Here is a 26,231-nt window from a genome sequence, read left to right as displayed (position 1 = left end):
GTAGTCATGCTGCGTCGTTATTTTCAGGTGACAAAACCTGGGATCATTATGGGAAACTTGATTTCAGTCGCAGGAGGCTTCTTATTGGCCTCTCGAGGTGAAATTGATTGGCTGCTATTTGCCTTGACTCTACTGGGGTTATCTTTAGTCGTTGCGTCAGGTTGTGTAGTTAACAATGTCATCGACAGGGATATCGATGCGGCAATGGCCCGTACTAAAACTCGCGTGACAGTAACTGGGGAAATTTCCTCAGTTGCTGCACTGTCACATAGCCTGGTACTCGGATTATCCGGCTTTGTGCTCTTAGCCTATTTCACCAATTGGATTGCGCTGGGTTTTGCCGCATTTGGTTTTTTTATTTATGTCGGTGTTTACAGCTTATACATGAAACGAAACTCAGTGTATGGCACGGTGGTTGGTAGCCTGTCTGGGGCAGTGCCACCTGTGGTTGGTTACTGCGCAGTAAGTGGGGTGTTTGACTCTGGCGCTGCCATATTATTGTTGATGTTTTGTCTTTGGCAAATGCCGCATTCTTATGCCATTGCGATTTTCCGTTTTGAAGATTACCGAGCCGCGAATATTCCGGTGTTGCCAGTCGCGCAAGGTGTTGAAAAGGCCAAGCATCATATTGTTTTGTATATCGCCATTTATGCACTGGTGGTGATGTTACTACCGCTTAGCGGCTACACCGGTGTAGCATTTATGGCGGTGGCCTGTACAACCAGTTTTTGGTGGTTATTGATGGCGCTAAAAGGATACCAAAGAGACTTAGATTTGCATGGCTGGGCGAGGCAAGTGTTTGCATTCTCAATAGTCAATATCACAGTCTTAAGTATCGCGATGGCGATTGATAATCACAGCACAGTTTCTGCGATGCTGTACTGATCGCAGATTATCCCAAAGTAATTAAAATCCAAAGGCCCGCAGGGCCTTTTTTCGTTCTTATCTTATACCAATTGAATTAATTCTCTAATCAATTTGAAGGGTGAAATAGCATATTAGCTTCGTTAAAAATTTCTCATTTAGAACAACTAAATAGCAAAATTTTTGCCTTGCTACTAAAGCTATTTCCCCACTTCAAGATAGATCATTTACTTAATACAACTGGTATTATTTGTTTCGCGTCGCTTGCTTTTTACCCATTTTATCTCCATATCCAGCTTATTGAATAGATTAGAAGATAATAATGGATATAGGGATCACAGAAGGATTATTGTTACTTACAGCGATTTTTATCGCGTCCTTTTTACTTTTTAAGGTCGTGCTATGGGCCAAAAAAATGCCAAAAGGCGCCTATCTATTTTTGGCTTTGATGCCGCTCATTTCGCTTTTCCCTATTCCACCACCTGTTTTTAAAAATGTCGCGAAAGCCAAACAAGAACAACGTAAAAAAGCCCCCAAATCAGGCGATAAACCGGAGCAATAAGCATAAAGTGAAACCTTCAAATAGTGCGCTGCTTATCTCGTGAATTCTACTGCCCGCTTGGCTACGTCAGCATCGTGACAGGTATAGGCCGTTGAAATAATCCCTTCGCTCAATAGAAACAGGCGCTCGACAGCGGCATCATCAGCGCCGTTGAGCGAATGTTTAAGTAACGCTTTTACCGCAAGCTTGTGCTGTTGGCATAGCTGATTTATTGGGTTGGTGAGCTCACCAAACTCCGCCGCTGTGTTGATAAAGTAACACCCTCGGAAATCGCCTAGCACCTCCACTTTATTATTAATCCACTGATCTAGCGCTGAGAACAACTGCTTTTCGAGCATTTCAATCGTCTGGGTATTTGCAAGGCAATGAGATAACCAAGACATAAATTGGTGATGCCGTGCTTCAAGTGTTGCAAGCACTAGCGCTTCTTTACTCTCAAAATGGTTATACAGAGTCTTTTTAGCTATGCCAGATGATTTTAATACTTCGTTAATGCCAATGGCATGAACGCCATGTTGATAGAACAGGCCCATTGCACAATCGATTAGTTGTTGTCTTTTTTTATTCATCATTTAGCCACCATTATTACCATGATCATAGGTTGACAGAGGTAGACCGATTTGTCTACTATTTACTTGGTAGACAAATCGGTCTACTTCTTTTGAAAGGGAAAGAACGAAATGAGAGAGTTACAACTTGCGTTGATTGCAGGAACGGGCGCGTTTATCGCTATTGCAATATTGGCATTTAGCCAATCGATAAATGCTGAGCATATTTTTTTAATGGCTCCTTTAGGCGCAACCGCAGTGCTGGTATTTGGCGTGCCCGAAAGCCCACTTGCGCAGCCTAAAAACGTCATCTTTGGACATATTCTTACCGCGACCATTGGGATTATTTTTGCACAATATATTGGTGTGAACGAATTAACGTTAGCACTTGCAACGGGGTTGGGGGTATTTAGCATGTTAATAACAAAAACCACTCACCCGCCGGCTGGCGCAAATCCAATACTAATTATGCTGGCTCTAGAAGGGTGGGGCTTTTTATTTACCCCCGTGATTATCGGTGCGGTGGTACTCGTGCTGGTTGGTAAAGCAACCTCAGTGGCTAAAAGCAAGCTTACAACGGTAACTGCTGCCTGAGAGTAATCATAAAAGGATCACTGTGCTTAGCGTGTGGGCCTCTGTTATGGCCTGCCTTCTTCAGGTTCTGTTTTGACGTAACTTTGTCACCAACTTAACAGGTGCGCTATTGAATAAAGCACCTTCATAAATTTGTCATTTAGAACAACCTAATAGCAATATTTTTTCCTATCTGTATCGCTATTCTCATGCTTCAAAATAGCTCGTTTACTTAACCCAATTGGTATAAACTAAGTTGTACAAAATGTATTAACAATACAAGTAACTTTCAATTGTTTGATGCCAAACCAACTTATAATTTCTGTTGGTAATAATAATAACGATAAATCTTACATGGAGTAGATGTAGTTTGGAGCGAATTCAATTTGGCGAGTTTCAGTTTAATACTGAATCATATGAATTAACCTCTCATGATCAGGTGATAGCACTAGATCCAAGAACGGTGACATTGTTGCTTTTTCTCCTAGACAACCCCAATCGCATTATCACGCGCGATGAATTACAAGAGGTGATCTGGCAAGGCGTGATTGTGACTGATAATGCGATTAATAAGCTCGTTGCCAATTTACGTAAAACACTCAATGACGACCCTAAGTTCCCTCAATATATTCAAACCGTGCCAAAACAGGGCTACCGCTTTATCGCTGAAGCCACGGTCTGTAGTGATACTAATCCTAACCTCGCCTCTGAAGACACAAATACTCCAAGCTATGCCGTTAAGGGGCTGATTGGCGTATTGGCGGGTTTACTTGTTGTTGCGCTTGTGATGCTAAGCAGTAACGTAGCTGATGAATTAAATTATAGCGAAAATAATGTATTAACCCGTGTCTTAGGTGCTAAGCGAAGTCTGGTTGTGGCTCCAGATGGAGAGACGGTTAGTTTTATTAATGATACCCGAGGCAAGGGAAATGCGCTTTGGGTTAAGCACCTGAGTAACAATGATGATGACGTTGGTAAAGAGATATCCAGTGGCGAGTATTATATTGAATCTTTGATAGCCCAAACGTCTAACCATCTTATTTTTAGCGGTTACCTTGAGGAACAATGTGGTTGGTTTAAAGTACCATTTAATGAAGGCACTCATACTCTGCAAGCGGGACAGGCACAGCAACTTGGCTGTGATGAGCTGGTTTCTCATCAGCTAACCTATGATACGCAGCAAGATGTAATCTGGTTACTAGGACACCCAAGGCGACATGAACATAAAAACACCCTGTATAAAGTTGACTTTGCCACGGGGCTTGAGCCTGTCAAAGTGACTTTATCTGAAGACTGGCAGTTTGTGTCATTAGATCTCAAGGCCAATTCAAATGAGCTGCTGTTGATTGCGCACAATAGTCAAGGTGTAAGCCAGTTGTTTACGTTTGATACCTCTACTCAAGCCCTCTCGGTAATGACTGACGTGCAACAACAAATTGAGTTTGGTATATGGGGTCAAAAGGAGGGAGAAATTATTATGGTTTCTGCTTCAAAACCCACTCAACTTCAGCTGGTGGACTTGCAATCAGGTGTTGAACGTACGCTGGCAAGTTTAAGTGATAGAATTTGTTGTGAGTTAGCACGTCATCCCAATAAAAAGGATTATGTGTATTCTACTTATGATAAGAATATCGATTTAAATTGGCAGCTTGCCGGTTTTGAGCTAGATAACAGTAACGGTAACGAAAGGCTGCCAGCCTTTGCTAACAAGCAATCGGGTATTTATTTCACCTCTAATCGAGCCGGTGATAATGCGATTTATTTTCAAGCGCCACAACAACGAGCCACACCGGTTATCCCGTTGGCCGAGCATACAGTATTACGAGGAATGTCGGTTTCTCCTGATGATAAACTGATGTTATTAAATCATGATAATCACCAGCTATGGTTGGTTGATAGCGAAGAAAGAAAGGTCACTGAGCAAACTTATTTAGATGGCTATGGCTTTGCTCAGTCATGGATAAACTCCACTTTATTTGCTGTGACAGTGAAACAAAGCAAATCTCGTCATGTGAGGATTTACAATCGTCAGCTACAGCTAGTTGCTGAGTTATCAGCGCCTTGGGTAAAGCTGATGGTTGACAAAGGAGATAGAGAGTTTGTGTACGCATACAATCAACACAACGAGCTTTATCGTTTTGCGTTGGCGGATGTATTAAACGGGCAGATGCAAAATGGGACGCGACTTGGGGAGGTAACACATTTTCATCAAGGTGTTATCGAGCATGGTGTACTGTATGCTGCCAACGACAAAGAAGCGAGTTTAACTACTTATAAGATTAACGACGAGTCATTACAATTGCTGAGTCAAAAGCGTTTTGATGGTTATTACGGCTTTGACGTTAAAGAGGGGCAAATAATCTATGCGAGTACTCGAGCGTTTAGTAGTGATTTATATACCACTCGAGCACAGTAGATAACCCAACTCGGGATAACAACTGGTTCTATAGCAGCTGTTATCCCTGACTACAGCGCTAAGCTTACCTTGTATTAAGAAGTAATATTACGCTTTTTAGTCTAGGTATTTTAGTTGACTAACTCACTTCTTATCCCGAGTTCAGATTTGATAAAATGACAGCTGATCACCAGCGATAAGTGTAGGCCAGCTTAATTGCTGTTTCATCTGTAGTTTCCACGCGCTGATGCCAACCAGCTTCAATATCATAACCTCGATTGATACTGGCAATGTAGATTTCATTTGGAGATGGCTCATAGCGCACACGACTAAAGAGTGAAAAGTTGTTGGTTTGGTTGTTGTGTTGCAATAGGGTGTTCCAAGACCATTCCGTATTGAATGCAACATTGATTTTTAGTTGAGTGTTGAATAGCTGGTCGTTTATTCCGTCTCTTTCATAGTAATACATGTTGCGACTTAAGTTTAAAAATAAGTGTCGGTTTGGGCGATAGTTTATATCTACACTCACGCGTTCAAGGTCTGCGTCGTAAAACTCACCCTTAGAGAATCGAGTGATTGCATAGACGGGCCTGCTATTAGCACTGCTGATATAAAGCTCATTTTGGGTATAGTTGTATTCCCCTGGAGTAAAAATAAGTTTATCGGTAAAGCTAAATGGCTTTGTTAAGATCCTTTGGTAGCGATTATGGCTAACGAAGAAAAAGTCATCACTTTTAAAATCGATTTGTAGTGGTCGAATAAATACACTTTGTCCCTCACGGTTTCCCTGAGTATCCTCCCATAAGTAATAAAACCCAGTGGCTTGATAATAATTAATTTGATCGCTTAACCAGCCTGATTGCGGTCTCACTCTGTAGTGGCTTACTGCTTCGTAATACTGAAGATCCTTTCTATTTACAAAGCCCAAAGCGGGGCTAAAATCTTTGCCTATATATTGATAACGACTACGAAGATAAAACGTATCGTTGGGCAACCTCACAGAGACCCCATAAGATTTGTTATCTTCATTAGTTGTTTCTTTCGGTGGCACAGACTCAGCTTCTTGATAATACGCATGTGTAACCATCGGGTATTGGTCGAGTATATTGCCCTGGAAGCGGTAGTCTGCTCCTAATAATGTGTTTTCATCTTGCCCGTCAGGACTGCCTGTAGTTATGATAGCGCCTACTTGATGTTTATCAGCCACTTGTTGAATGACTCTGGCCACACTTAATTGGGTATCTTCAGATAGACTGCCGTCCAGCTCTTGATTTACGCTTAAGATCCCCAGTCGCGTATCGCCGATTTGCCCGGTTAGTTTGGTCCCCCAGTTAATGTCTAGCAAGCCAGAGCGACGACCTTGTCCTATTCGCCTTGAGTAGAAGGGCATGCCATTGGCGTAGTTATCATCCATACCGCCAAAGCGAAAAATTTGACTGTCTTGTAAGAAAAAATCGCGCTTTTCAGTGAAGTACTGGCTATATCGAGTGGTGTTCAATGGCACTTCATCGACTTCTGTGCCTGAAAAATCAGTATTGACAGTCAGCATGGCTGAAAGGTTGGGGGTAACTTTGTAAAGCAGATCGACAGCTGGTGTAAGCTTACTTTCTCCACTGGTATTTTTAAGCGCTAAGCTGGGCTTAACTTCTAAACCCAAGCCTTGTGCTAATCCTTTAGGACCCTTGATTGGCGCGAGTTGATTTGTGTGCCAGGCATAATTACTGGGGTTATTGATGTTCCAATATATTTGGGTGTTTGGACTGGCCACTCTGTGTCTTAATTGCAATCCCCAATGCTCGGCATTTTGTTCAAATGAGATAGATTGCATCGGTATTGCTATTTCCACTGACCAGCTGTCTACATCAATCGACGTTTTGGCATGCCACAGGGTTTTCCACTGTGCAATATAAGTGGTGCCATCGACCAAACCGTCTTCTTTTACGCCAGAGGGAGTCACGTGAAATAAGTAAGCATCTGATCTATCGAAATTGGTGTCCAACACTAAGCCAAAGTAGTCTTCATTCCACATAAATTCACCTTGGGTAAGGACTCGGTCTGTCAACGCATGCTCTGGTTGGTAGATTTTGGCGGCTACATAAAAATAGTCACTATCATAACTGACATAGGCCTCAATATGATGGTCGGGTTTATCACCAACATTGGGTCTAAATACCGCAAAATCTCTAATCAGCTTGGCATTTTCCCATTCTCGCTCCGACAGTTTACCGTCAATGGTAGGAGTGGTATCAATTTTTGGTATTTCGGTTTCTGCCTGGGTGAATTGTTGCCAGTTTGCTTGTGTTTCAAAAGAAACTAAACATGACATTAGACTAAAGGTAAATAGGCAAGAGGTTGTGCTCAGTGCATTTCTCATTGTTGTTTTTTCCGTTACGAAAAGATAACAAGATGATGCTTGAGTCATTCAAAGAAGAAGTGATAAAGGCGAGAAATTAGGTGACAAAGTTGTGATTTAAGATGACAAAGGTGTGCCTAGCTAATTGAAACTAATAGAAATAACTTTCAATACTGAAAATTCACTAAGTGGGCTTTTGTGTTTCGTGATAGCATGATCGCAAGGGAATTTATTAATCTGATCTACCAATTGATAGCATTACATATCTTTAGTCGCTTATTCCACCGAGTTCGTGGTGTCAACTGCTCCAAAGAGGGCCTGTATCTGCGTCATCATTCAAGTGAAACCTTTATTTCATTTGCTGAAATGCGCGAGCCACCAACACTTAAGAAGCACTGGCTGTATCAAAGTTTACGGATAAAAACCGAGTCCAACACAGCTGTTTTAGCAATAAAGCATAAAGGCGCGGAGGCGGTGGGAAAGCGTTTGCAAAAACTTTGGGTGTTACATCACGCTAAGCAATTACACAGTAAAGCCAATAAGATAGAACAGCTACTCAAACACAGGTATCTGAGTCAAAGTAATCAGCGTCTCGTTCAGTCAGCGAGTCAGGCGTTATGGTATGGTTGGCAACATGTTGCACAAGATGTGGTGCCTGTCCAACTAAAAGGAAAGCTTGCTACTGTGCGTGAGATTGCGCTGTGGGGCGAGAAGGATATCGCTGAATTTCAAGCTGCGTTTGTCGCGCACTATCTAACAAAAGATGCCGCTTACTTCGACAAAGTTGAATCGAACCCATTGACGCCTGCGCAAAGAAAGGCCTGTATTATCCAAGACGATAGACAGCTGTTGCTAGCGGCAGCGGGGACCGGAAAAACCAGCGTGATAAAAGCCAAGGTCGGTTACTTGCTACATCGAAAACTGGCAAGTGCAGAGGAAGTGCTATTGCTCGCATACGGTAACGATGCGGCGGAGGAAATGCGCCAGCGCTGCCATCAGGTTTCCACCACCTTAAATTGTTCAACTTTCCATTCGCTAGGGATGCAGATTATAGAACAAGCAACGGGAACAAGGCCGGCGATTTCTAGCTTGGCAACGGATAAAAAGCAGTTTAAACAGTTTATTACTGACACCATCCACACGCTTAAGCAAGAGCATTACTTTCAACGAGATTTTCAGCAGTTCTTGCAGGTGAACCACTTACAACAAGAAGCGCAGGCAGTTGAGCTGTTGTCACAAGTTTTGCCATTAATGAAACATGCGCAAATTTTGGGTAGATCTGAGCAGCTAACTCTGCAGTTTAGTACTCAAATGAGTGTGGTGTTACCTGTGCTTGCAGAATATCAATTGTATTTAGCAAATGAGGCTAGCGTAGATTTTGATGACATGTTGGAGCGGGCGATTTACTACGTAGAGTGTGGTCAATTTAGTTCACCTTGGCGCTATATTTTAGTGGATGAGTTTCAAGATATTTCTCGGGTTAGGGCCAAGTTAGTGCAAGCATTACTAAAGAGTAAACCCACAAGCCAACTATTTGCAGTAGGAGATGACTGGCAAGCTATCTACCGATTTAGTGGAGGTGATATTCGCCTGACCACTGAGTTTACTAAGTACTTTGGTCAGTCAACGACAACCTATTTGGACAAAACATTCCGTTATCCACAAACGATATTAGATACTGCAAGCGAATTTATTTGCCGCAACCCCGAACAAATCACCAAACACATTCAATCACATGTGGCGGGGGTTGCGGGACAAGGGATCGTCAAAGTACCAACGAGCGATGAATTATCAGAAGCCCAGCAATTATTGAACCTTATTGAGCAGCGTAGCGAAAGGAAAGCGTCGGTTGCATTGCTTGCAAGAAGTCACAAAGCCTTGCCTGATAGAGCGAAAGTAGCTGAGTGGCGGCAGCTTTACCCGCAACTGATGATGACTCTCAATACTTTCCATGGTGCTAAGGGAACAGAAGCTGATTTCACCATTATCTTTGGCCTTGACCAGCGAACTTTTCCGTCGCAAATGAAAACCCCTGAGCTTGTTGATGCTTTATTGCCGCAACAAGGTGGCTTTGCAGACGCTGAAGAGCGAAGGCTTTTTTATGTTGCCTTAACCCGTGCTAAAAAGCAGTGCTTTTTACTTGCGCCCAACGAGGCCCCGTCATATTTTCTAAAGGAGATTGCTTGAGTAATCTGGGTCGCAAAACGCTCTGGATAAATAAGGAAATAATTTAATATGATTTTAAAAATAATAAGTTAGCTCGTTTTTTATCCAAACTTCAGCTTGAATAATACTCGATTAAATTTCACTCGGCCTTGATCTTTGTGCCGCTGACACGCATACCATAAGTAGTGATATAAAATGATTGAGGTAAGGATGAGCACAGATTTACTCAAAGATGCATTGAAAAGGCTTAGTGCAATTGTAGAAAAAACAGGAATTAATCAGTCAACCTACCAAGCGTTAGCCCAGCCACAAAGGACCCTTTCAAGTAATATCTCTATTCGAAGGGATAAAGGCCAATTAGACTACTTTAAGGCGTATCGTTGTCAATATAACGACCTCTTAGGGCCAACCAAAGGCGGTATTCGCTTTCACCAAAGCGCAGATGTTAGTGAAGTACAAGCCCTAGCGTTATGGATGACACTAAAATGTGCCGCAGTGGGGGTGCCGTTCGGCGGTGCTAAAGGCGCTGTGACAGTTGACCCAAAATCACTGAGCCCAATGGAACTTGAACGTTTAGCTCGGGCATATATTCGTGCCAACGCTGATTTTATTGGCCCGGATCAAGACATTCCTGCCCCAGATGTATACACCAATGCGAGGATCATGGGCTGGATGATGGATGAATATGAAAAAATAGCGCGGCGGAAAAGCCCCGCTGTGATCACCGGTAAGCCGCTCATTTTTGGCGGCAGTGCTGGACGAGAGTCAGCGACTGGACGCGGTGCCTTTTTAATGATTGATAGGTTAAGCAAAAAGAATGACTGGGATAAATCCGATAAAACCGTCGCTATCCAAGGCTTTGGTAATGGCGGCTACCACTGCGCCAAGCTATTGCAACAAGCGGGCTTTAAGGTTGTCGCGGTGAGTGATTCAAAAGGCGGAATTTATTGTAAGGACGGCTTAGACATCGAAAGCGTCTATCAAGAAAAACAGCGAAGTAAATCGCTAAAGGCCGTGTATTGCAATGATTCAGTATGCGAAAGTGTCGAGCATCAAGTACTAACTAACGACGAATTATTGGCGTTAAATGTAGATATTCTGGTTCCAGCGGCATTATCCGGCGCCATTACGAGTGAAAATGCGCGCAGTGTATCGGCCAATTATATCGTGGAGATAGCCAATGGTCCGGTAGAAGCTGATGCCGATGCTATTTTGAACGAGCGCGGGGTTACTGTTATTCCAGATATTCTGGCCAATGCTGGTGGTGTGATCGTGAGTTATTTTGAGTGGTGTCAGAACCGTCAAGGTGAATCATGGGAAGAGCAGGTGGTTCACGATAAGCTGGCTAATTATTTGGAGTGTGCGTTTGATGCAGCTTGGCAGTTAAGCATTGACGAAGGGCTAGACATCAGAGATGCAGTTTACAAGCTGGCTTTACAAAGAATAGAGGCCGCGCTAGAAGCTCACGGAACCCAATCATATTTTGAAAATCGTGAATAATTTTTTAGATTGTGTCGATAAAATTTTTTCGCTGTACTGTTCTTGGGGGAGTCCACATAATCGCGCTTTTGTTTAGAGGGCGAAGATGCTTGGGTTTACTTGAGTGTTTTCATACTGGCTAGCTGGCAAGTAACTGCCCTCACACTAAGCTTTTCAAGGGGCAATTTGTATGCGCGGTTGGATCATTTATAAAGACTCTGCCAGTTTATTAAAACCTGAAATCTATGAGATAGACAGGCTAATGGCGGTGGCGAAGGAAGAGGGGATTGACCTTCAAGTTTATTCGCCAGATCAGTTCGATCTGTTGGTTACCAGAGAAGACGAAGAGAGTATCTTAATTGATGGTCAACCTGTGGCTTTGCCTGATTTTGTATTGCCACGTATGGGGGCAGGCACGACATACTTTACACTGGCTATTATTCGTCACCTTGAGCGCTTAGGTGTGCATTGTTTTAATTCCTCGCAGTCGATTGAGACGGTGAAAGATAAGTTATATGCTCAGCAAATTTTAGCAGAGCAAAACTTACCTACGCCAAAAACCATGTTGGTGAAGTTCCCGGTTAATATAGAACTGGTTGAGAAGCAAATCGGTTTTCCTGTGGTAATAAAGACGCTTTCTGGTTCGCAAGGGAGTGGCGTGTTTTTGTCTAAATCGCGCGGCGAATTCGATGACTTAATGCAACTTATTGAAGCCACCAACCCAAAAGCAAATATCATTCTGCAACGCTTTATAAAGTCGAGTCACGGTCGGGATCTGCGAGTACTAACAATCGGTGGCCGTGCTGTGGCTTGCATGGAGCGTAACTCTGGCGGTAAAAACTTTAAAGCCAATGTGAGCTTAGGTGCAACTGGTAGCCCACACCCAATTACACCGGAAATCGAATGGCTTGCAACACAAACGGCTAATATTTTGAACTTAGATGTGGCTGGCATTGATTTGCTGTTTGATGAAGAACATTTTAAGGTTTGTGAAGCCAATTCAAGTCCGGGCTTTGAGGGGTTGGAGCAGGCGGTAGATATTGATGTTGCCAGAGAAATCTTGCACTTTATTCGTATACGATTGGGTATTTTTAACCGTGCAGGGCAACCTAAAAAAAGCACCAACGGCATAAAGGCAGAGCCTGAACAAGCTGAATAATGACGTAAAGGAGCGGATTAGCTCCTTGTTACCGTATGAAAGGCGTAAGTGCGCCTTTTAGTGCTTCTAGTTGAATTGGCTTGGACAAAAAGTCATTCATGCCTGCGTGATAACAAGCCGTTTTGTCGGACTCTGAGGTATTCGCTGTCAATGCTATGATGTGAGGCACCTGTGAGTTGCTGACCGATAGTTTCCGAATGTTTTTGGTGGCTTCAAAGCCATCCATGGTGGGCATTACACAATCCATAAAGACGATATCAAATTGCTTTTCTTGGCACACCTTTACTGCTTGCTTGCCGTCGTATGCTTTATCAATTTGAGTCGCTCCAAATTGTGAGAGTAGCTTCTCCATTACCAGAACATTGATTTGGTTATCATCTACAAGCAAAATTTTACATGACTTTAGTGTGATATGCTGCTCTTCAATAGCAAAACTTGGGCTTTCAGTGGCTTGCTCGGCAAACTCCACGGGAAAGGTCACAATAAATGTGCTGCCTTTATCGGGCTCACTTTGGACCTCTACCTCACCGTTAAGCAGATTACAAAGCTCGAATACAATGGATAACCCAAGACCGGTACCGCCAAAACGACGGCTAACACTGGCATCTCCTTGACTAAAAGGTTGAAAAAGCAGGCTCTGGGTTGCTTTTGCTATGCCAATCCCTGTATCAGAGACACTTAGCTGCAAAGTCGGGGCGGTGTGATTGCCTAAGATCTTTGCGTCAAGGTTGATTTTACCACTTGGGGTGAATTTAATGGCATTGCTGACTAAGTTCGCTAAAATCTGTTTGACCCGAGTTGGGTCGGAATAAAGCCACTGTTTGAGCTGGTTATCAACATCAAAGCAAACTTCAAGACCTTTATCTTGGCATGCCGGACGGTATAACTCTATAACTTGAGCAATAAGCTGGTGAAGGTCAAAAGCAGTATTATCCAATTTTAAGTTGTTGCTGTTAAGTTTACTAAAGTCCAATACGTCATTGATCAGAGTGATCAACATGTCTGCACTGTTGACCGCAACCGTAAGGTTGTCTTTTATTTCAGCGATATCGGTTTCATTTTTACAAGCTTGAAGCATGCCAACTAAGCCGTTTAATGGGGTTCGTAATTCATGGCTTATTTTGGCGATAAAGTCACTACGTGTTTTGAGTAGTTGCTCCGCTTCGGCTCTCTTTTGCTCAAGTGCTAGGCGCATTTTAACTTGTTCATCAATGTCTTGAATTGCACCATATACACGGACACACTCGCCATTTTCATACTCACCTTGACCATGGGATGCTACCCATTTCTCGTTGCCGTTGGCATCAATGATAATAGATTCAATGTCCCATTTTGTTTTTGAGGTAATCGCGTTATCTATTGCTTGCTTGATATTCCCTTGATGAAAGCCTGGTTTATAAAAACTGATTGCATTGTCTAGGGTGGGGATAAAGTCATCCGTTACGCCGTGAATTGCCCGAGTTTGTTGACTCCAATACACTTTGTTCTTTTTGAAGTCGACTTCCCATGACCCGATATCGGCAAGGCGGCTCATGGCGGCTAAGGCTTCAGAGCGATGCTGTAGCTGTTTTAGCGATTTTTGTCGGGAAATTTCTACGCCAATCCATTGCCCCAACAAGCTAACATAGTCGAGGTGTTCTTGAGTAAAATCCTCAGCTTTTGCACCTGATGCCGAAAAGTTAACGGTGCCGTAGCGTTGACCATCGACAATAATGGGCGCGCCAATGTAGCTTTCTAGGGCAAAGTTTTGGTAGCAAGGGTGGGTTGCTATGCTGCTTTTTCCAGCATGAGAAAATGACAACGCACTATCTGCTTGATATGTGTGCCAGCAATAGGTGTCAGTAAAGTTAAATTCAGTACCTGGCAGTAACGCATTATCAGGGGTGATGACATGCTTAACGGTATAAATGTGAGCATGAATTTCAGCCACAATGGCAATATCAAGGGCAAAAACGTCTAAGCCCAGTAAGAGCAGCGCCGTCACTTTTTCATCAAATGTGGTGTCTTGGTTTGTGGTGATCAAATGTAGTCTTTTTAAAATACTCACAAATTTCACATCGGCAACGGATAGTCTATTAACTTTAACTGCTCTTTGCTAACTTGCCAACAATAAATCTCTGAAGTTCGCCTAGATAATTTCCGTTTTTCAACAGATTATGAATAAAATAAGCATTGCGGGATTATCACTACTTTTTAAGGTGAGTACATGAAATATATCAGTCTAGTTTTTCTATTTTTAGCAACGATAGCGAGTGCAAAGACGCTCCGCGTGGCTACATTTAATGTCAGTATGGAAGCGACAAACTATCAACAAAAAGGTGAAGACCTTGATGCCGATAAGTTGAGTAAATTGCTACAAGATGGTCAACATCCACAAATAAAGAATATTGCTGAGATCATTCAGCGCGTACGCCCAGACGTTATTCTGCTTAATGAATTTGATTATATTAGTCGCCCTGAAAAAGGTATTTTGGCGTTTACCAAAAACTACTTAGAGCAAGGACAGTCAGGTCAGAAAGCAATTTATTATCCTTACTATTATACAGCCCCAGTGAATACAGGGTTGCCAACAAAGTATGATCTTGATAACGATGGTAAAAAATCTGGATATGCTGGGGATGCACAGGGGTTTGGTTTATATGAAGGGCACTATGGTATGGTGGTACTTTCTAAATATCCCATAAAAAATGCACAGGTACGTACGTTGCAGTCATTTCTTTGGAAAGATATGCCTAATCACAAAAAGACTGTAGACTCGGTTACCAAACAGCCTTTTTACACTGATCAAGAGTGGCAATCTCTACGCCTCAGTTCTAAGTCTCATTGGGATTTACCCATTGAGGTAAACGGAAAAGTATTTCACTTGTTGGCAATGCATCCAACGCCGCCTGTATTTGATGGCGACGAAGATAGAAATGGCAATAGAAATCATGATGAGATCAAGTTAATGGCAGACTATGTGAACCCAGCTGCAAGCCACTATATTTATGATGATCAAGGCACGAGAGGTGGGCTTGAAAAAGAGACACGGTTTGTGATTGTGGGTGACTTAAACGCTGCAGATAAAGGGGATAAGCACCGCGCTGGAGTGATAGAGCAGTTGCTGAATAGCCCTAAAGTGAACGGAGAAGTTGAACCAACAAGCTTAGGTGGAGCAGAGCATAGTAGCGAGCCATTTAGTCGCAGCTATACCGCACATTGGGGAGCAAGAGTGGATTATGTATTACCTTCTCAGTTTGGTTTTCGGGTTGGTGAAAGTGGTGTATTTTGGCCCAGCAAATCCGATCCGTTATTTCGTTTAGTTGCTAGTCGTCATGCCAGCTCAGACCATCGTTTAGTCTGGGTTGACGTTGAAATAAAATAAGCTGAAATCTCAAGATTACAATTTTTAACAATGACTAACTGAACTAAACTGAAACACTAGTTAACCTGAGGTTTGGATAAGAAATGACCTAACCCATTGTTTTTAAGTTCACATTAACTAATTTTCTTGTCTAGCCAGAGAGTTTTGGGGATAACCAGGCGAATTTACGCACCAATAGCTGGCTATTGGTGCGTAAATTCAACGCAGTTAGCGCTAAAACTGGCTGCTAGAAAGGCATTAATTATCCGAAGCTCAGGTTAGTTACTCTAGCCTCCGATTGAGTGGGAGAGTGTGATGAAAAAAATCGCTGTCAGTATGAGTTTAGTAATGTGGTTGGCAGGATGCGCACATCATGATGATGTGCGTCCATCTACCGGTGGTACACATGAAATTTTGTTATTTGCCAAGCACCGCGATTCGGGAAGTCAGGCTGCAATGAGACAAGCAAAACATTATTGTAAGCAGAAAGGTCTGAGTGTCCATGTGATTAACCTTGATGTTGAATATAAAGGCAGTGAACCCGAAAGTAACTACATTGAGCAAAAAGTAGCGACTCATGCCATGGAAGCCGCTGGCATGGCGATGTGGATTTTTGGAAGAAATAGTGTGGAAGATGTGGGGGCCGCGGTAACACTAGGGAGCGCTATCACCAGCGGGGCAGCATCTAGCGAGCCTTATGACGTAAAGTTAAACTTTAAATGCCACGAGTCTGGTAAAACTAAAACGCACTGATGTGAGTGCGTTACTCTTTGCTTTTATCGTCTTGAGGCGATTCGTGTTTTTTACTAGTCTCTTTATCAAAGGGGGCAGTTTGCTCGTCTATTTTCTTTTTCATTTCAAATTTAGCCGAGTACTTAAGCAGTGCGATATTGCTCCAAATCACACCAAGTACACCCACGATAATTAATATGACCTGCCAAGTCTCTAGTTGATTGCCCATGGCAACTCCTTAAAAAGTTGTATATTTTCAAATTTGTCTTGAAATAGATGAGCATTTTACTCCGACTGTTGATATTATTCACCACCTAGTCATTTCGCGATAATTATGCTGCATATATTTAGATTCTGAGGATAATAGCGCATTCATGGAACAAGTGTTAATTTGGCCTGCCCAGTACCCCATGCTGCTGAAGGGGTTAATCGAACAAAACGGTGCTTATATTCTAGATGCCATAGAGGCATGGCCGAATTGCCAACAAATCAAAGATGAACAGGGGGTTACTACCACTGTTTTACCACCATTATTTTACTTAGCTTGGCTTAGACCGCTCGAGCCATTCGAAGCGTGCTACTTCCAGCATATTGATGATTACGACGACAAGCAGCGTCAATACGTCAGCGGTATTATTCAGCATATTGAAGAAAATGGAACTGATCCAGACGAGCTCATAAAAACACTCATTCAACGCTTAGGACAGTATTCAAATATTCAAATGCAGGTGCAAGATCAAAGTTTGTCCTTTGTTGAGCTACTTTGCGATAAACAGTATGAGCAAACGCTCATCTGGTTGCTAGAAGTTGGAATTCAGTTTAGCGCAAAAGAAATCATATTCTTATGGTGCCACGCTTCTGAAGATATTCACGCAGCCTTGCTTAGCAATATTGATAACTGTTTGCTGGACCGCTCTGCAACCGCAAAACTTGCCACCGATAGTTTACTTGAAGGCGAGCAGACGTTTGAATTACTTTGCGCGATGTGCGACAAAGAGGAAGTTGAGGGACTGTTAGAGCAGGCACTATTGTTTCAGCTCACTCAGCAGCAGGTAAAGCAGTCCGCTATTATCACCTTAGTGACGCAAGGCGCAAAAGGCATAGCCAAAGACATTAACGGTCGCTCTGCAATCATGTTGGCGATTGAAAACGGGTTTGTTAGCGCTGTAGAAACGATGTTACCTCACCATAAAGTCAACGAACTTGATGGATCAGGTCGGAACTTTATGCATTACGCTGCCGCTTCAAATTCTGCAGCTATGGTTGAAATGATTTTTGAGCATGGAGACGATCCCACACTTGCTGATGTACATGGGGATACCCCGTATCGTGTTGCGATGAAAAACCAAGCATTAACTTCAAAGCAAACATTTGAACAACATGGAATTATCGAGCTTTCTAGTGATGCAAAATATCAAAAAATAAAAACCGTACATATGCTTTATGCGCTTGCGGCGATTTTGCTTCCACTTCAGTTGTTTTTGTTTTTTACCGATGAAGTCGACGATAAAACAATTGCAACCTTGGTGACTACCGCAGCATCTATTGGTGTGTTTGCACTAGCAAGAAAAAAGCGTAGCAACCCTTTATATCCCCTTAATTCAACACCTTGGTCTTTACTCGGTGTGAATGCGCTTGCTTGGTTAAGTATTGGTATACAGGTGCTGTTTTCAGTCTTAGTATTAATAGCCGTGTTATCTTTGCGCTAACTTATACCAATCCGCATTAATACACCCTCAAATAGATCACTTAATTAAGCGAATCGGTTTAAATAGAAAAACGCAGTCTTCACTGCGTTTTTCTATTAAGTCACTAAGTGTCTGAGTTACCGCTATTAGGAGTCTTTGTGCTCATGAGCCGCTTTTTCATCAGCGAGATCCTCTTTTAATTTTCGGATCTTCATGCCCAACTCTTGCCCTCTGTGTCTAGCATAGTAGGTACAGCCAATAAACATAGAGGTTGCAAAGCCAATTTCAAGTAATACTAACAATAGCTCATCTGGTGATGTCCACAATAGAGTGAAGCCGTGGATAAAGTAAAACATCACGATAAAGTTCGCCCATGCATAAGTGTAGGGTTTGTCTTGGAGGATCCCTTTTAACGGCAACAATAATGGCAATATGTAAACCACGAAGACAAAGCCTAAGCTGTAGCCCTCTCTTGGCGCGAGTACAAAAAGCCATAGCGGCATCAAGATCAACAGGCCAAAGTAGCCTATCAAAGCAAAGCGCTGAAACCGTTTTGTTATCGGTTTTTTTGCAATTTCGTTCATGTTAACTTTTCCGCGACACGCAGCAGCCGACTTGCCGCTGCACGACATATTTTAATTTCTGTTTGGGTAAGCGTTGTACTATTTTGACTGCCAGCAACATGCGTAGCACCATAAGGTGTACCGCCTTGCTCCGTTGCTAATAATTCGGGCACGTCATAGGGAACGCCCAGTAGCATCATCCCGTGATGTAATAGCGGTAGCGACAGGTTGAGTAATGTTGCTTCGTTACCACCATGCATGCTACTCGAAGAGGAAAAAACACAAGCAGGTTTGTCTATTAGCTCGCCTTTGAGCCAAAGGTCACTTGTGGTTTCCCAAAACGCTTTTGCCTGCGATGCCATCATGCCAAAACGTGTTGGCGTGCCAAACGCCAGGCCGTCACATGTTACTAAATCCTGCTTTGTCACGACGACATCATGATCTTGTCGTTCTTCGAACACTCGCAGAATTGCATTACCACCTTGCGAAACTATTGTTTCGGCAAATTCGTGTGCCATGTTTGCCACAGAGCCGTGACTGGAGTGGTATAAAATAAGGATAGTAGGCATTATAGTATTTCAAGCACTGACTCTGGTGGTCTACCAATCGCTGCTTTATCTCCGTGAACCACAATCGGGCGCTCAATAAGTTTTGGGTTTTCTAGCATCGCTGTACGAAGCGTGGCTTCATCGCTTTCCTTTGACAGGCCAAGCTCTTTGTATAATGTCTCTTTGCTTCGCACCAGTTGATGGGCGGAGTCGAAATTAAGCTTGGTAAGCAAGTTCGATAATGTCTCACCATCAATCGGCGTTTTTAAATATTCAATCACGGTAGGGGTGACGCCATTGGATTCTAGTAGTGCTAGTGTTTCTCGTGACTTTGAACAACGTGGATTATGATAGATTTCTACAGACATGATTATGCTCTATTTTGTACTATGTAATTCACACCGATCATAGCTTAATGTCACGGTGACGAAAAGTAGAGTGGAAAAAAATTGGCTTTAAACGCAGTGTATTAAAACCAATTGTGTCAGGCTAACGCGTAAACACGCGTTATAGTTTAGCGATTTCTTTTTGCATATTACGGTACTGACTAAGCAACGCCTTTAGCCGAGTACGTTTAATATTCTCGTTATCTTCCACATGATTAAGCGCACGTTGCACTTCATCTGCGGCTTTGCTAAAGGCGCCATACTGTGAGTACACGCTGGCTTTTGATTCGTGATACGCGGCTTTGTCATCAAGCGCTTCATATGTTTGTGTGAGTAAGTCTCGCGCCAAGATGTGCTCGGGTTTATCAAGCAAGAAGATTTTCAGTAGTTGCTCCGCAACTTCATATTGCTTTGCCTTAATCGCAGCATTTGCATAATTAAGTGTGATAACTTGATTATTTGGCCTTAGTTGGTGTTGTGCTTGTAATAGCTTCACCGCTTTTTGAGGGGCGTCAGTAGCAATTAGATAGTCGGTATAAACGTCGAGATAAAAAAGATTATTTGGATCTTTTTCCAGTAATTCGTCTAACAGTTCTCCAACTTCTTTGTATTTGTTTTGATCAAGCAGCGTAATTGCCAGCCCATACTTCAATGCCCGCTTATCTAGTTCGGCAGATTGGTTAAGTAGATTTCTGAAAAAGGCTTCTGCAGTGTCATCTGAATAGTAATAACGTGCCAGTACTCTGCTTTTAGCTAAGGCATATGACAAGCTTGAAGGGTAGTGCTTTTTCTCGTACTGTTGGGCTCTGAGCCTAACATCTGACACTCGGCTATCTGGAAGCGGGTGAGTAAGTAAAAAAGCTGGCGGCTTATTTTTGAATCGAATTTGATCCGAGAGCTTAGTTAGAAATTCGCTGGCAGCATTAGGATCAAACCCCGCTTTGTGCAAGGTGTTCATGCCAAAACGGTCAGCCTCTTGCTCGGCTTTTCGGCTATGGGTTAGCTGATTTAGCGACGATTGGGTTTGGCTCGCAGATAAAATAGCGATACCCGCATCAGGTGCCACCACTGTGGCTAGTATGCCAGTGATCAACCCTGCGATTGTCAACGCACTGTTGTCTTTGGCGTTTTGGACGCGTCGAGCTAGGTGACGTTGAGTAACGTGGGCAATTTCGTGTCCAATGACAGAGGCTAGTTGGCTTTCGTTATCTGATTGTGCAATCAACCCCGTATGCACACCAACATGACCTCCATAAAATGCAAAGGCATTAATATCTTTATTATTTATCCAAAAAAAGGTAAACGGAAAACGGACATCGTTAGCATTTGCAACTAGACGGTTGCCCAAGCTGGTAAGGTATTCTTCTAATACAGGGTCGCCGACAACGGGTGAGCGAGAGCGAAGCTGCATCATCATGACTTCGCCAATGGCTTGTTCTTTTTCTATTGGTAACACCTGTAGAGCTGAAGTACCTAGGTCTGGCAATTTCAGCTCAGTTTGCGCAAAGCTCAAGCTAGATGAAACTAGCGCACAGGTCAATACTATTGACTTGAATAGGGGTTTTAACTGCATTTTAATCCCTTCTAAGGTCTTCTCCGAGCATGATCCTAGCTAAATCGACTTCGTCATTGCATGCTCGGGCATCTTTTTCACAAAGTTGGTAAAAATCTTTTATTGAGACCCCATCAACACTGGTGATGTTCAATTCTTTTTGCAAAAAGCTTAGCGTCATGTGCAATACTTTATGTGCGTGAAGAATTAACGCTTTATCGGCGATATCTCCGCGCTCAAAGTAAAATGCGATAAACTTATGAAGTTGGTTGATACGTAGCAGGTTTTTCATGGTATGGGGATCCCATACGCGAAACTCTAAAAATCGATTGTCTTTGACATATGCATCTATTTTTGTACCTTTGGCTACAGGGTAGGCCCATAATTCAAAGCCACGATCTGTAAATGCTTGATGAAGTGCAACGGTTGGCTTGTTTTCACAATGGATAATACCACTGTCATCTTCATAACCATCTAATAATTCTAGATTCCAGTTTCGTTTATCTAGCAAACGTTTTACCGCATTATCGAATCCATGATGCAGCAGGCCCTCACATTCGCTTACTGCGGAAGCAACAAGATGATAAAACGGTGGTAGCTCGCCCCAGTTGATTTGCTTTTTATACCAATTTATTTCTTTTAGTGTTGGATTGGCTGGCAATCGGGCCTTATTATTAACGCCTGGCATTAAGATTCCCAAAAAGTAGAGTATGCTATTAAGAATAAACCATCGACGCCCCGAGGGCTACCGTCTTGAGTGATTTGTATGGAGGTACAGGCGTAAAGTTTATGCATGATTTAAGAGAATTTACGTGTCCCGCTTTGTTTGTACAGTTTAAGTGGCGGTTGAAGCATCATGATTATACTCTTGGTGAGCTAAGGCTGCTGCTGAGTAAAGACCAGAACTTGGTGGATATCAAAAACTACTTGGAGCAGCAAGCGATGAACTACCAGGTTATTGATTTGAAAAAAGAAGAAGTTTGTTTGGAGATCATGGATGTTTGAATTAGTAAAGGCGTGGTATATCAAGAAGTTTTCAGATCCGCACTCTGTAACCTTATTGCTATTACTTGTTGCGACCGTTGCACTACTGTATTTTTTTGGCAGCTATGTTATGCCGGTGCTCGTAGCAATTGTAATCGCATATTTATTGGAGTGGCCGGTAAGTAAGCTAACGCGAATTACGGGGAGTAGATTGCTTTCTGCTATCGTGGTTATGGCGGCATTTGTGGGAATCGCACTTGGCCTTGTGTTCGGTATTGTTCCCGTGCTTTGGCAGCAGTTAAGCAACCTACTTCAAGAGAGCCCCACTATGGTGGAGGAAGGAAAAGACTTCTTATTGCATCTACCAGAATATTACCCGACGTTGATATCAACTACTCAAGTTCAAGCTATCGTAGGTTCAGTCGAAAATAAGGTATTGGAGCTCGGCGAGATCATAGTATCAGCATCACTTACTTCGTTAAAGGATGTAGTGGCTTGGATGATTTATTTGGTGCTTGTCCCATTACTGGCGTTTTTTATGTTGAAAGACAAAAAGGAGCTGACCTCAGGTATTTCTCAGATCATTCCTAAAGATAGAAAGCTGATCTCTCAGGTGTGGCACGAAATGGACCAACAGATCATGAATTACATCCGTGGTAAGGTCTTCGAGATAGTGATTGTTGGTTTGATCAGCTATGTTACGTTTTCGTTTTTGGATTTGCGTTACGCTGCACTGCTAGGCACTTTAGTTGGTTTGTCTGTTTTGATCCCATTCATTGGTGCTGCACTTGTTACCTTACCGGTCGCGGCCGTGGCATTATTTCAATTTGGACTGGCGCCGGAATTTTGGACCATTCTCATTGCCTACGGCATTATACAAGCGTTAGATGGCAACGTATTAGTGCCGCTACTGTTCTCAGAAGCAGTAGACTTAAACCCTGTTTATATTATTGTGGCGGTGTTATTTTTTGGCGGGATCTGGGGGTTCTGGGGAGTGTTCTTTGCTATCCCATTGGCCTCGTTAGTCAAAGCACTCATCAATGCGTGGTCCAGTAACAGCGAAGCGCTATTGGCCAAATAATTAAGGCATGTAAACGCATTACATATTTTGGTGTGCGAATTCAGCAAGGAGGCTCGCCCTTATATTAAGTTACTGGAGCGAGTTTCCTTGCAAGTAGCCAGCAATACCTGACTTTATATTTTACCGGTACTTTCTCTTACCACCATACTGGGTGTGAATACATGACAAATGTCTTTATCATGATTACGATGGCCACGGGTTTTGGAAAACAGAAGTCGTGCTGCATGCTCAGAGATCACATTGTTTGCTTGGTGTGCCGTCGTTAACTTTGGCCAGGTTTGGCGCGAGAAAGGCGAGTCTTCGAAGCCGCTAATTGATAACTGAGCTGGAATTTCAATATTCATCAGGCGTGCCGCAAAGAGTGCTCCTGCTGCAACCTCATCGTTTCCGCCTAGGATCGCGGTAATTTGATTTGGGTTACCGTCAGCAAGTAAGGCTTTTGCACCTTGTACGCCAGACTCGAATGAGTATGTACCTTGATACAGTAGCGCTTCGTCTTGGTTTATATTATGCGCGGCTAGTGCATCTTGGTATCCTGCTAATCGTTCCGCTGTTGATTTATGCTCTTCATCACCTAAAACAAAAGCAATTTTTTTATGCCCTAGGCTAATTAGGTGTTCAGTGATTTCATAGGCTGCCGCATAGTCGTCTACGAAAATACAGTTTTTTGCGCTATTTTCAGCTTCTTGTGCTCGGCCTGAGAGAAGGCGAACATAATGAATACCCAGTTCGTCAAGCAAATCGATAATAGTTTGTTGCTCAGACAAAGGTGGTGTTAACACCAGACCTGCAAGGCGAGAGCGCTTGATCATGGTCACAAATTCTTCAGCCATGTTATCTGCATTTGAGCTACAAGGATGAATAACCAGCTCATAGCCTTCTTCTTTACATCGAGAAAGCACGCCATTTTGCATATCAATCACATAGTAGGCATTGGGATTGTCGTATACTAAACCAATTGCAAAAGAAGAGGTGCCTGCGAGGTTTCTAGCAGCAATATTAGGCTGATAATTTAACTCTTTTACAGCCTGCATCACTTGATCATATGTTTTCTTTCTAACCGAAGGCTCTTTATTGATAACCCGTGATACTGTTTTCATTGATACGCCAGCCAGTTTGGCAACATCGTTAATAGTGACTTTCATGTAGTTGTTCTTCTATTTGCAGGTGTGTATCGATCATTATTAAGCGGATAGGAATAGTAGCGCTTTATTTAGCCATAAGCTAGCGCTCTGTTCCTCTAACTTTTAATCAGGTTAGTAATGCGTATCTTAATAAAAGGATCATCTGTTTTTCTTAGTCTATTTTAGACAAACAGAATTTAGCACTACAATTGACAGAAATAAATGAATGATACCGGTGTCAAAAAGTTTATTTTAGGTTATTATTCGCAATGTAAAATTGAAAAGAAGCTGTTTGACAGCGTTGTCATTTTGGCATAATGTGCTTGTTTAACAATGTTTCTTTGTTGTTACTACCTGAAAAGTAGGGTAACTAACAATCACTTACGTCTTAGGGGAATGTTTAATGGGTGGTCGTGTAGATTTGGATAGTTGGCAAAATCTGAGTGATTCTGCGCAGCGAATAGAGCAGCAGCATCTAAAAACGATGTTTGCAAATGATCCGCAAAGGTTTGACAAGTTCTCTCGTCAAATTCCGGGAGTACTATTTGACTTTTCAAAGCAACGTATCGACGACCAAACATTCTCTGAATTTATGCAGCTTGCAAAAGAATGTGATATTGCCAGCTGGCGCGACAAAATGTTTTCTGGTGAAAAAATAAATATCACTGAAGACAGAGCAGTTCTACATACCGCTTTGCGTAACCGAGCGAACACACCAATTTATGTTGACGGTGTCAATGTAACTGAACAGGTCAATGCAGAATTAGAAAAACTAAAAGCATTTAGTCATCGAGTACGTTCCGGTGAGTGGTTAGGTTATACAGGTAAGGCCGTCAAAGATGTGGTTGCAATAGGGGTGGGTGGTTCTAACCTTGGCCCACAAATGGTTACTGATGCGCTAGCAGCTTATGCAGATGACACATTGAATGTACATTATGTGTCTAATGTTGATGGCGTACAGATAGCGTCGGTATTAAGCGGCTTGGATGCACAAACAACCCTATTTGTTGTGTCATCAAAAACGTTCACAACATCAGAAACCATGACAAACGCAAAAACAGCGGTTGAGTGGTTTTTAAAGTCGGCAAACGATGAAAGCGCAATTGCGAAACACTTTGTTGCGGTTAGCACCAACCTTGAAAAAACGCGAGCGTTTGGCATTAGTGATGAGAATGTCTTCACTATGTGGGACTGGGTTGGCGGTCGTTTTTCGTTGTGGAGCGCGATAGGTTTGCCAATTGCACTTTATCTAGGCTTCGATAAATTTATTGAAGTGCTTGAAGGTGCCTTTGAAGTGGATGAGCATTTTAAAAATGCAAGCGATGAAGATAATATCCCATTACTGATGGCATTGCTAAGTGTTTGGAATACTAGCTTTCTAGGCTATCAAGCTCAAGCTATTCTGCCTTATGATCAAGCCCTGCATATGTTACCTGCATATTTGCAGCAAGGTGAGATGGAAAGCAACGGTAAGCATGTTACCTTCGCAGGTGAACAAGTGAACTACACCACAGTTCCAATTATTTGGGGCATGACCGGCATTAACGGTCAACACGCGTTTTATCAGTGCTTACATCAGGGGAATGTCGTTGTGCCCGCTGACTTTATCGCCTCAGTGACGCCACAACATCAAGTGGGTCAGCATCACGATATTTTACTGTCAAACTTCTTCGCCCAAACTGAGGCGATGATGGCTGGTGTTGATGCCGACCAAGTTCGTATAGATTTAGCAGCTAAAGGCAAGTCGGAAGCTGAAATTGAAAAGCTAATTCCGCACAAAATACACAAAGGTAACCGCCCAACATCTTCGTTTATTTTAGATAAAGTTGATGCCAAATCGGTAGGGCGCTTGATTGCACTATATGAACACAAGATTTTCTGCCAGGGGATCCTTTTGGACGTATGTTCATTTGATCAGTGGGGCGTTGAGTTAGGTAAAGGACTTGCATCGAATATTGAGGCTGAGTTGACTCAAGATGAGGTAAATAACCCTCACGACAGTTCAACCGCTGGACTAATTGCTTACTACAAGCAAAAAAGAACGAATTAATACTTCGAGTGGAACTTGAAGTGAACAGAATACCTTTGAACGGGTAGCGCTGGAGTACTTAGAACCTGTATTTTTGTGAGA

General features: G+C 42.7%; 23 protein-coding genes. 13 read left to right on the top strand and 10 right to left on the bottom strand.

Annotated elements, in window-relative coordinates; genetic code table 11:
- The first annotated feature begins 6 nt into the window (after nucleotides 1–6).
- Both cyoE and CEX98_RS13405 read left to right on the top strand, forming a co-directional pair.
- Nucleotides 7–885 (top strand): heme o synthase, encoded by an 879-nt coding sequence (cyoE, locus tag CEX98_RS13410; protein WP_099642563.1) that lies wholly within the window; start codon nucleotides 7–9, stop codon nucleotides 883–885.
- 301 nt (nucleotides 886–1,186) lie between these two features.
- The gene (locus CEX98_RS13405; RefSeq protein ID WP_099642562.1) at nucleotides 1,187–1,426 is read left to right on the top strand and encodes a hypothetical protein; all 240 of its coding nucleotides are present in this window, start codon (nucleotides 1,187–1,189) and stop codon (nucleotides 1,424–1,426) included.
- A 32-nt stretch (nucleotides 1,427–1,458) separates the two neighbouring features.
- Here CEX98_RS13405 and CEX98_RS13400 read toward each other — a convergent pair whose 3' ends face one another.
- On the bottom strand, nucleotides 1,459–1,998 hold the full coding sequence (locus CEX98_RS13400; protein ID WP_242441699.1) for a TetR/AcrR family transcriptional regulator: 540 nt from the start codon (nucleotides 1,996–1,998) through the stop codon (nucleotides 1,459–1,461).
- A gap of 108 nt (nucleotides 1,999–2,106) precedes the next feature.
- On the opposite strand from CEX98_RS13400, the gene CEX98_RS13395 reads away from it, so the two are divergent.
- Both CEX98_RS13395 and CEX98_RS13390 read left to right on the top strand, forming a co-directional pair.
- Nucleotides 2,107–2,568, top strand: coding sequence for an HPP family protein (locus CEX98_RS13395; protein ID WP_099642561.1), 462 nt, complete (start codon nucleotides 2,107–2,109; stop codon nucleotides 2,566–2,568).
- A 349-nt stretch (nucleotides 2,569–2,917) separates the two neighbouring features.
- A complete protein-coding gene (locus CEX98_RS13390) occupies nucleotides 2,918–4,963 on the top strand; it encodes a winged helix-turn-helix domain-containing protein (protein WP_172439770.1) in 2,046 nt (681 codons plus the stop codon).
- A 166-nt stretch (nucleotides 4,964–5,129) separates the two neighbouring features.
- Here CEX98_RS13390 and CEX98_RS13385 read toward each other — a convergent pair whose 3' ends face one another.
- Nucleotides 5,130–7,316 carry a carbohydrate binding family 9 domain-containing protein gene (locus CEX98_RS13385; protein ID WP_099642559.1) on the bottom strand — a complete coding sequence of 729 codons (2,187 nt, stop codon included), beginning with the start codon at nucleotides 7,314–7,316 and terminating at the stop codon, nucleotides 5,130–5,132.
- Nucleotides 7,317–7,508: 192 nt separating this feature from the next.
- On the opposite strand from CEX98_RS13385, the gene CEX98_RS13380 reads away from it, so the two are divergent.
- The 3 genes from CEX98_RS13380 (at nucleotide 7,509) to CEX98_RS13370 (ending at nucleotide 12,099) form a co-directional block, all read left to right on the top strand.
- Complete coding sequence (locus CEX98_RS13380; RefSeq protein WP_099642569.1) at nucleotides 7,509–9,482, top strand: UvrD-helicase domain-containing protein; 1,974 nt, start codon at nucleotides 7,509–7,511, stop codon at nucleotides 9,480–9,482.
- A 189-nt stretch (nucleotides 9,483–9,671) separates the two neighbouring features.
- Nucleotides 9,672–10,961 (top strand): Glu/Leu/Phe/Val family dehydrogenase, encoded by a 1,290-nt coding sequence (locus CEX98_RS13375; RefSeq protein WP_099642558.1) that lies wholly within the window; start codon nucleotides 9,672–9,674, stop codon nucleotides 10,959–10,961.
- A 169-nt stretch (nucleotides 10,962–11,130) separates the two neighbouring features.
- Nucleotides 11,131–12,099 (top strand): ATP-grasp domain-containing protein, encoded by a 969-nt coding sequence (locus CEX98_RS13370; RefSeq protein ID WP_099642557.1) that lies wholly within the window; start codon nucleotides 11,131–11,133, stop codon nucleotides 12,097–12,099.
- Between the two features lie 28 nt (nucleotides 12,100–12,127).
- Here CEX98_RS13370 and CEX98_RS13365 read toward each other — a convergent pair whose 3' ends face one another.
- Nucleotides 12,128–14,146, bottom strand: coding sequence for a response regulator (locus tag CEX98_RS13365; protein WP_099642568.1), 2,019 nt, complete (start codon nucleotides 14,144–14,146; stop codon nucleotides 12,128–12,130).
- Nucleotides 14,147–14,305: 159 nt separating this feature from the next.
- Between CEX98_RS13365 and CEX98_RS13360 the strand changes: the two genes are divergently transcribed.
- Both CEX98_RS13360 and CEX98_RS13355 read left to right on the top strand, forming a co-directional pair.
- Entirely contained in the window at nucleotides 14,306–15,463 is a 1,158-nt protein-coding gene (locus CEX98_RS13360; RefSeq protein WP_099642556.1) for an endonuclease/exonuclease/phosphatase family protein, read from the top strand.
- Between the two features lie 294 nt (nucleotides 15,464–15,757).
- Nucleotides 15,758–16,195 (top strand): hypothetical protein, encoded by a 438-nt coding sequence (locus CEX98_RS13355; protein WP_099642555.1) that lies wholly within the window; start codon nucleotides 15,758–15,760, stop codon nucleotides 16,193–16,195.
- A 10-nt stretch (nucleotides 16,196–16,205) separates the two neighbouring features.
- On the opposite strand, the gene CEX98_RS13350 is transcribed toward CEX98_RS13355, so the two are convergent.
- Complete coding sequence (locus CEX98_RS13350; protein WP_099642554.1) at nucleotides 16,206–16,403, bottom strand: DUF2897 family protein; 198 nt, start codon at nucleotides 16,401–16,403, stop codon at nucleotides 16,206–16,208.
- Between the two features lie 145 nt (nucleotides 16,404–16,548).
- Here CEX98_RS13350 and CEX98_RS13345 point away from each other — a divergent pair, with 145 nt between their 5' ends.
- Nucleotides 16,549–17,883 carry an ankyrin repeat domain-containing protein gene (locus tag CEX98_RS13345; protein WP_099642553.1) on the top strand — a complete coding sequence of 445 codons (1,335 nt, stop codon included), beginning with the start codon at nucleotides 16,549–16,551 and terminating at the stop codon, nucleotides 17,881–17,883.
- A 125-nt stretch (nucleotides 17,884–18,008) separates the two neighbouring features.
- Here CEX98_RS13345 and CEX98_RS13340 read toward each other — a convergent pair whose 3' ends face one another.
- The 5 genes from CEX98_RS13340 to CEX98_RS13320 all read right to left on the bottom strand — a co-directional run bounded on the left by CEX98_RS13340 (nucleotide 18,009) and on the right by CEX98_RS13320 (nucleotide 21,599).
- Complete coding sequence (locus CEX98_RS13340; RefSeq protein ID WP_099642552.1) at nucleotides 18,009–18,446, bottom strand: DUF2069 domain-containing protein; 438 nt, start codon at nucleotides 18,444–18,446, stop codon at nucleotides 18,009–18,011.
- On the bottom strand, nucleotides 18,443–18,994 hold the full coding sequence (wrbA, locus tag CEX98_RS13335) for an NAD(P)H:quinone oxidoreductase (RefSeq protein WP_099642551.1): 552 nt from the start codon (nucleotides 18,992–18,994) through the stop codon (nucleotides 18,443–18,445). The genes CEX98_RS13340 and wrbA overlap by 4 nt, the downstream gene beginning before the upstream one ends.
- The gene (gene arsC / locus CEX98_RS13330; protein WP_099642550.1) at nucleotides 18,994–19,341 is read right to left on the bottom strand and encodes an arsenate reductase (glutaredoxin); all 348 of its coding nucleotides are present in this window, start codon (nucleotides 19,339–19,341) and stop codon (nucleotides 18,994–18,996) included. The genes wrbA and arsC overlap by 1 nt, the downstream gene beginning before the upstream one ends.
- A gap of 139 nt (nucleotides 19,342–19,480) precedes the next feature.
- Nucleotides 19,481–20,932 carry a beta-barrel assembly-enhancing protease gene (locus tag CEX98_RS13325; protein WP_099642549.1) on the bottom strand — a complete coding sequence of 484 codons (1,452 nt, stop codon included), beginning with the start codon at nucleotides 20,930–20,932 and terminating at the stop codon, nucleotides 19,481–19,483.
- Between the two features lies 1 nt (nucleotide 20,933).
- Nucleotides 20,934–21,599: a hypothetical protein gene (locus CEX98_RS13320; protein WP_099642548.1), complete on the bottom strand. Its 666-nt coding sequence runs from the start codon at nucleotides 21,597–21,599 to the stop codon at nucleotides 20,934–20,936.
- A 101-nt stretch (nucleotides 21,600–21,700) separates the two neighbouring features.
- Here CEX98_RS13320 and CEX98_RS13315 point away from each other — a divergent pair, with 101 nt between their 5' ends.
- The gene (locus CEX98_RS13315; RefSeq protein ID WP_242441698.1) at nucleotides 21,701–21,916 is read left to right on the top strand and encodes a hypothetical protein; all 216 of its coding nucleotides are present in this window, start codon (nucleotides 21,701–21,703) and stop codon (nucleotides 21,914–21,916) included.
- The gene (locus CEX98_RS13310) at nucleotides 21,909–22,976 is read left to right on the top strand and encodes an AI-2E family transporter (RefSeq protein ID WP_099642546.1); all 1,068 of its coding nucleotides are present in this window, start codon (nucleotides 21,909–21,911) and stop codon (nucleotides 22,974–22,976) included. Before CEX98_RS13315 ends, CEX98_RS13310 begins: the two co-directional genes overlap by 8 nt.
- A 113-nt stretch (nucleotides 22,977–23,089) precedes the next feature.
- Here CEX98_RS13310 and CEX98_RS13305 read toward each other — a convergent pair whose 3' ends face one another.
- Nucleotides 23,090–24,121: a LacI family DNA-binding transcriptional regulator gene (locus CEX98_RS13305; protein WP_099642545.1), complete on the bottom strand. Its 1,032-nt coding sequence runs from the start codon at nucleotides 24,119–24,121 to the stop codon at nucleotides 23,090–23,092.
- A 382-nt stretch (nucleotides 24,122–24,503) separates the two neighbouring features.
- Here CEX98_RS13305 and pgi point away from each other — a divergent pair, with 382 nt between their 5' ends.
- Entirely contained in the window at nucleotides 24,504–26,150 is a 1,647-nt protein-coding gene (gene pgi / locus CEX98_RS13300) for a glucose-6-phosphate isomerase (RefSeq protein WP_099642544.1), read from the top strand.
- Nucleotides 26,151–26,231: the final 81 nt, after the last annotated feature.

Source organism: Pseudoalteromonas piscicida (genome assembly GCF_002744175.1).
In the GTDB taxonomy this organism is placed as follows: domain Bacteria; phylum Pseudomonadota; class Gammaproteobacteria; order Enterobacterales; family Alteromonadaceae; genus Pseudoalteromonas; species Pseudoalteromonas piscicida_B.
This window is presented reverse-complemented; position numbering and strand designations above follow the sequence as displayed.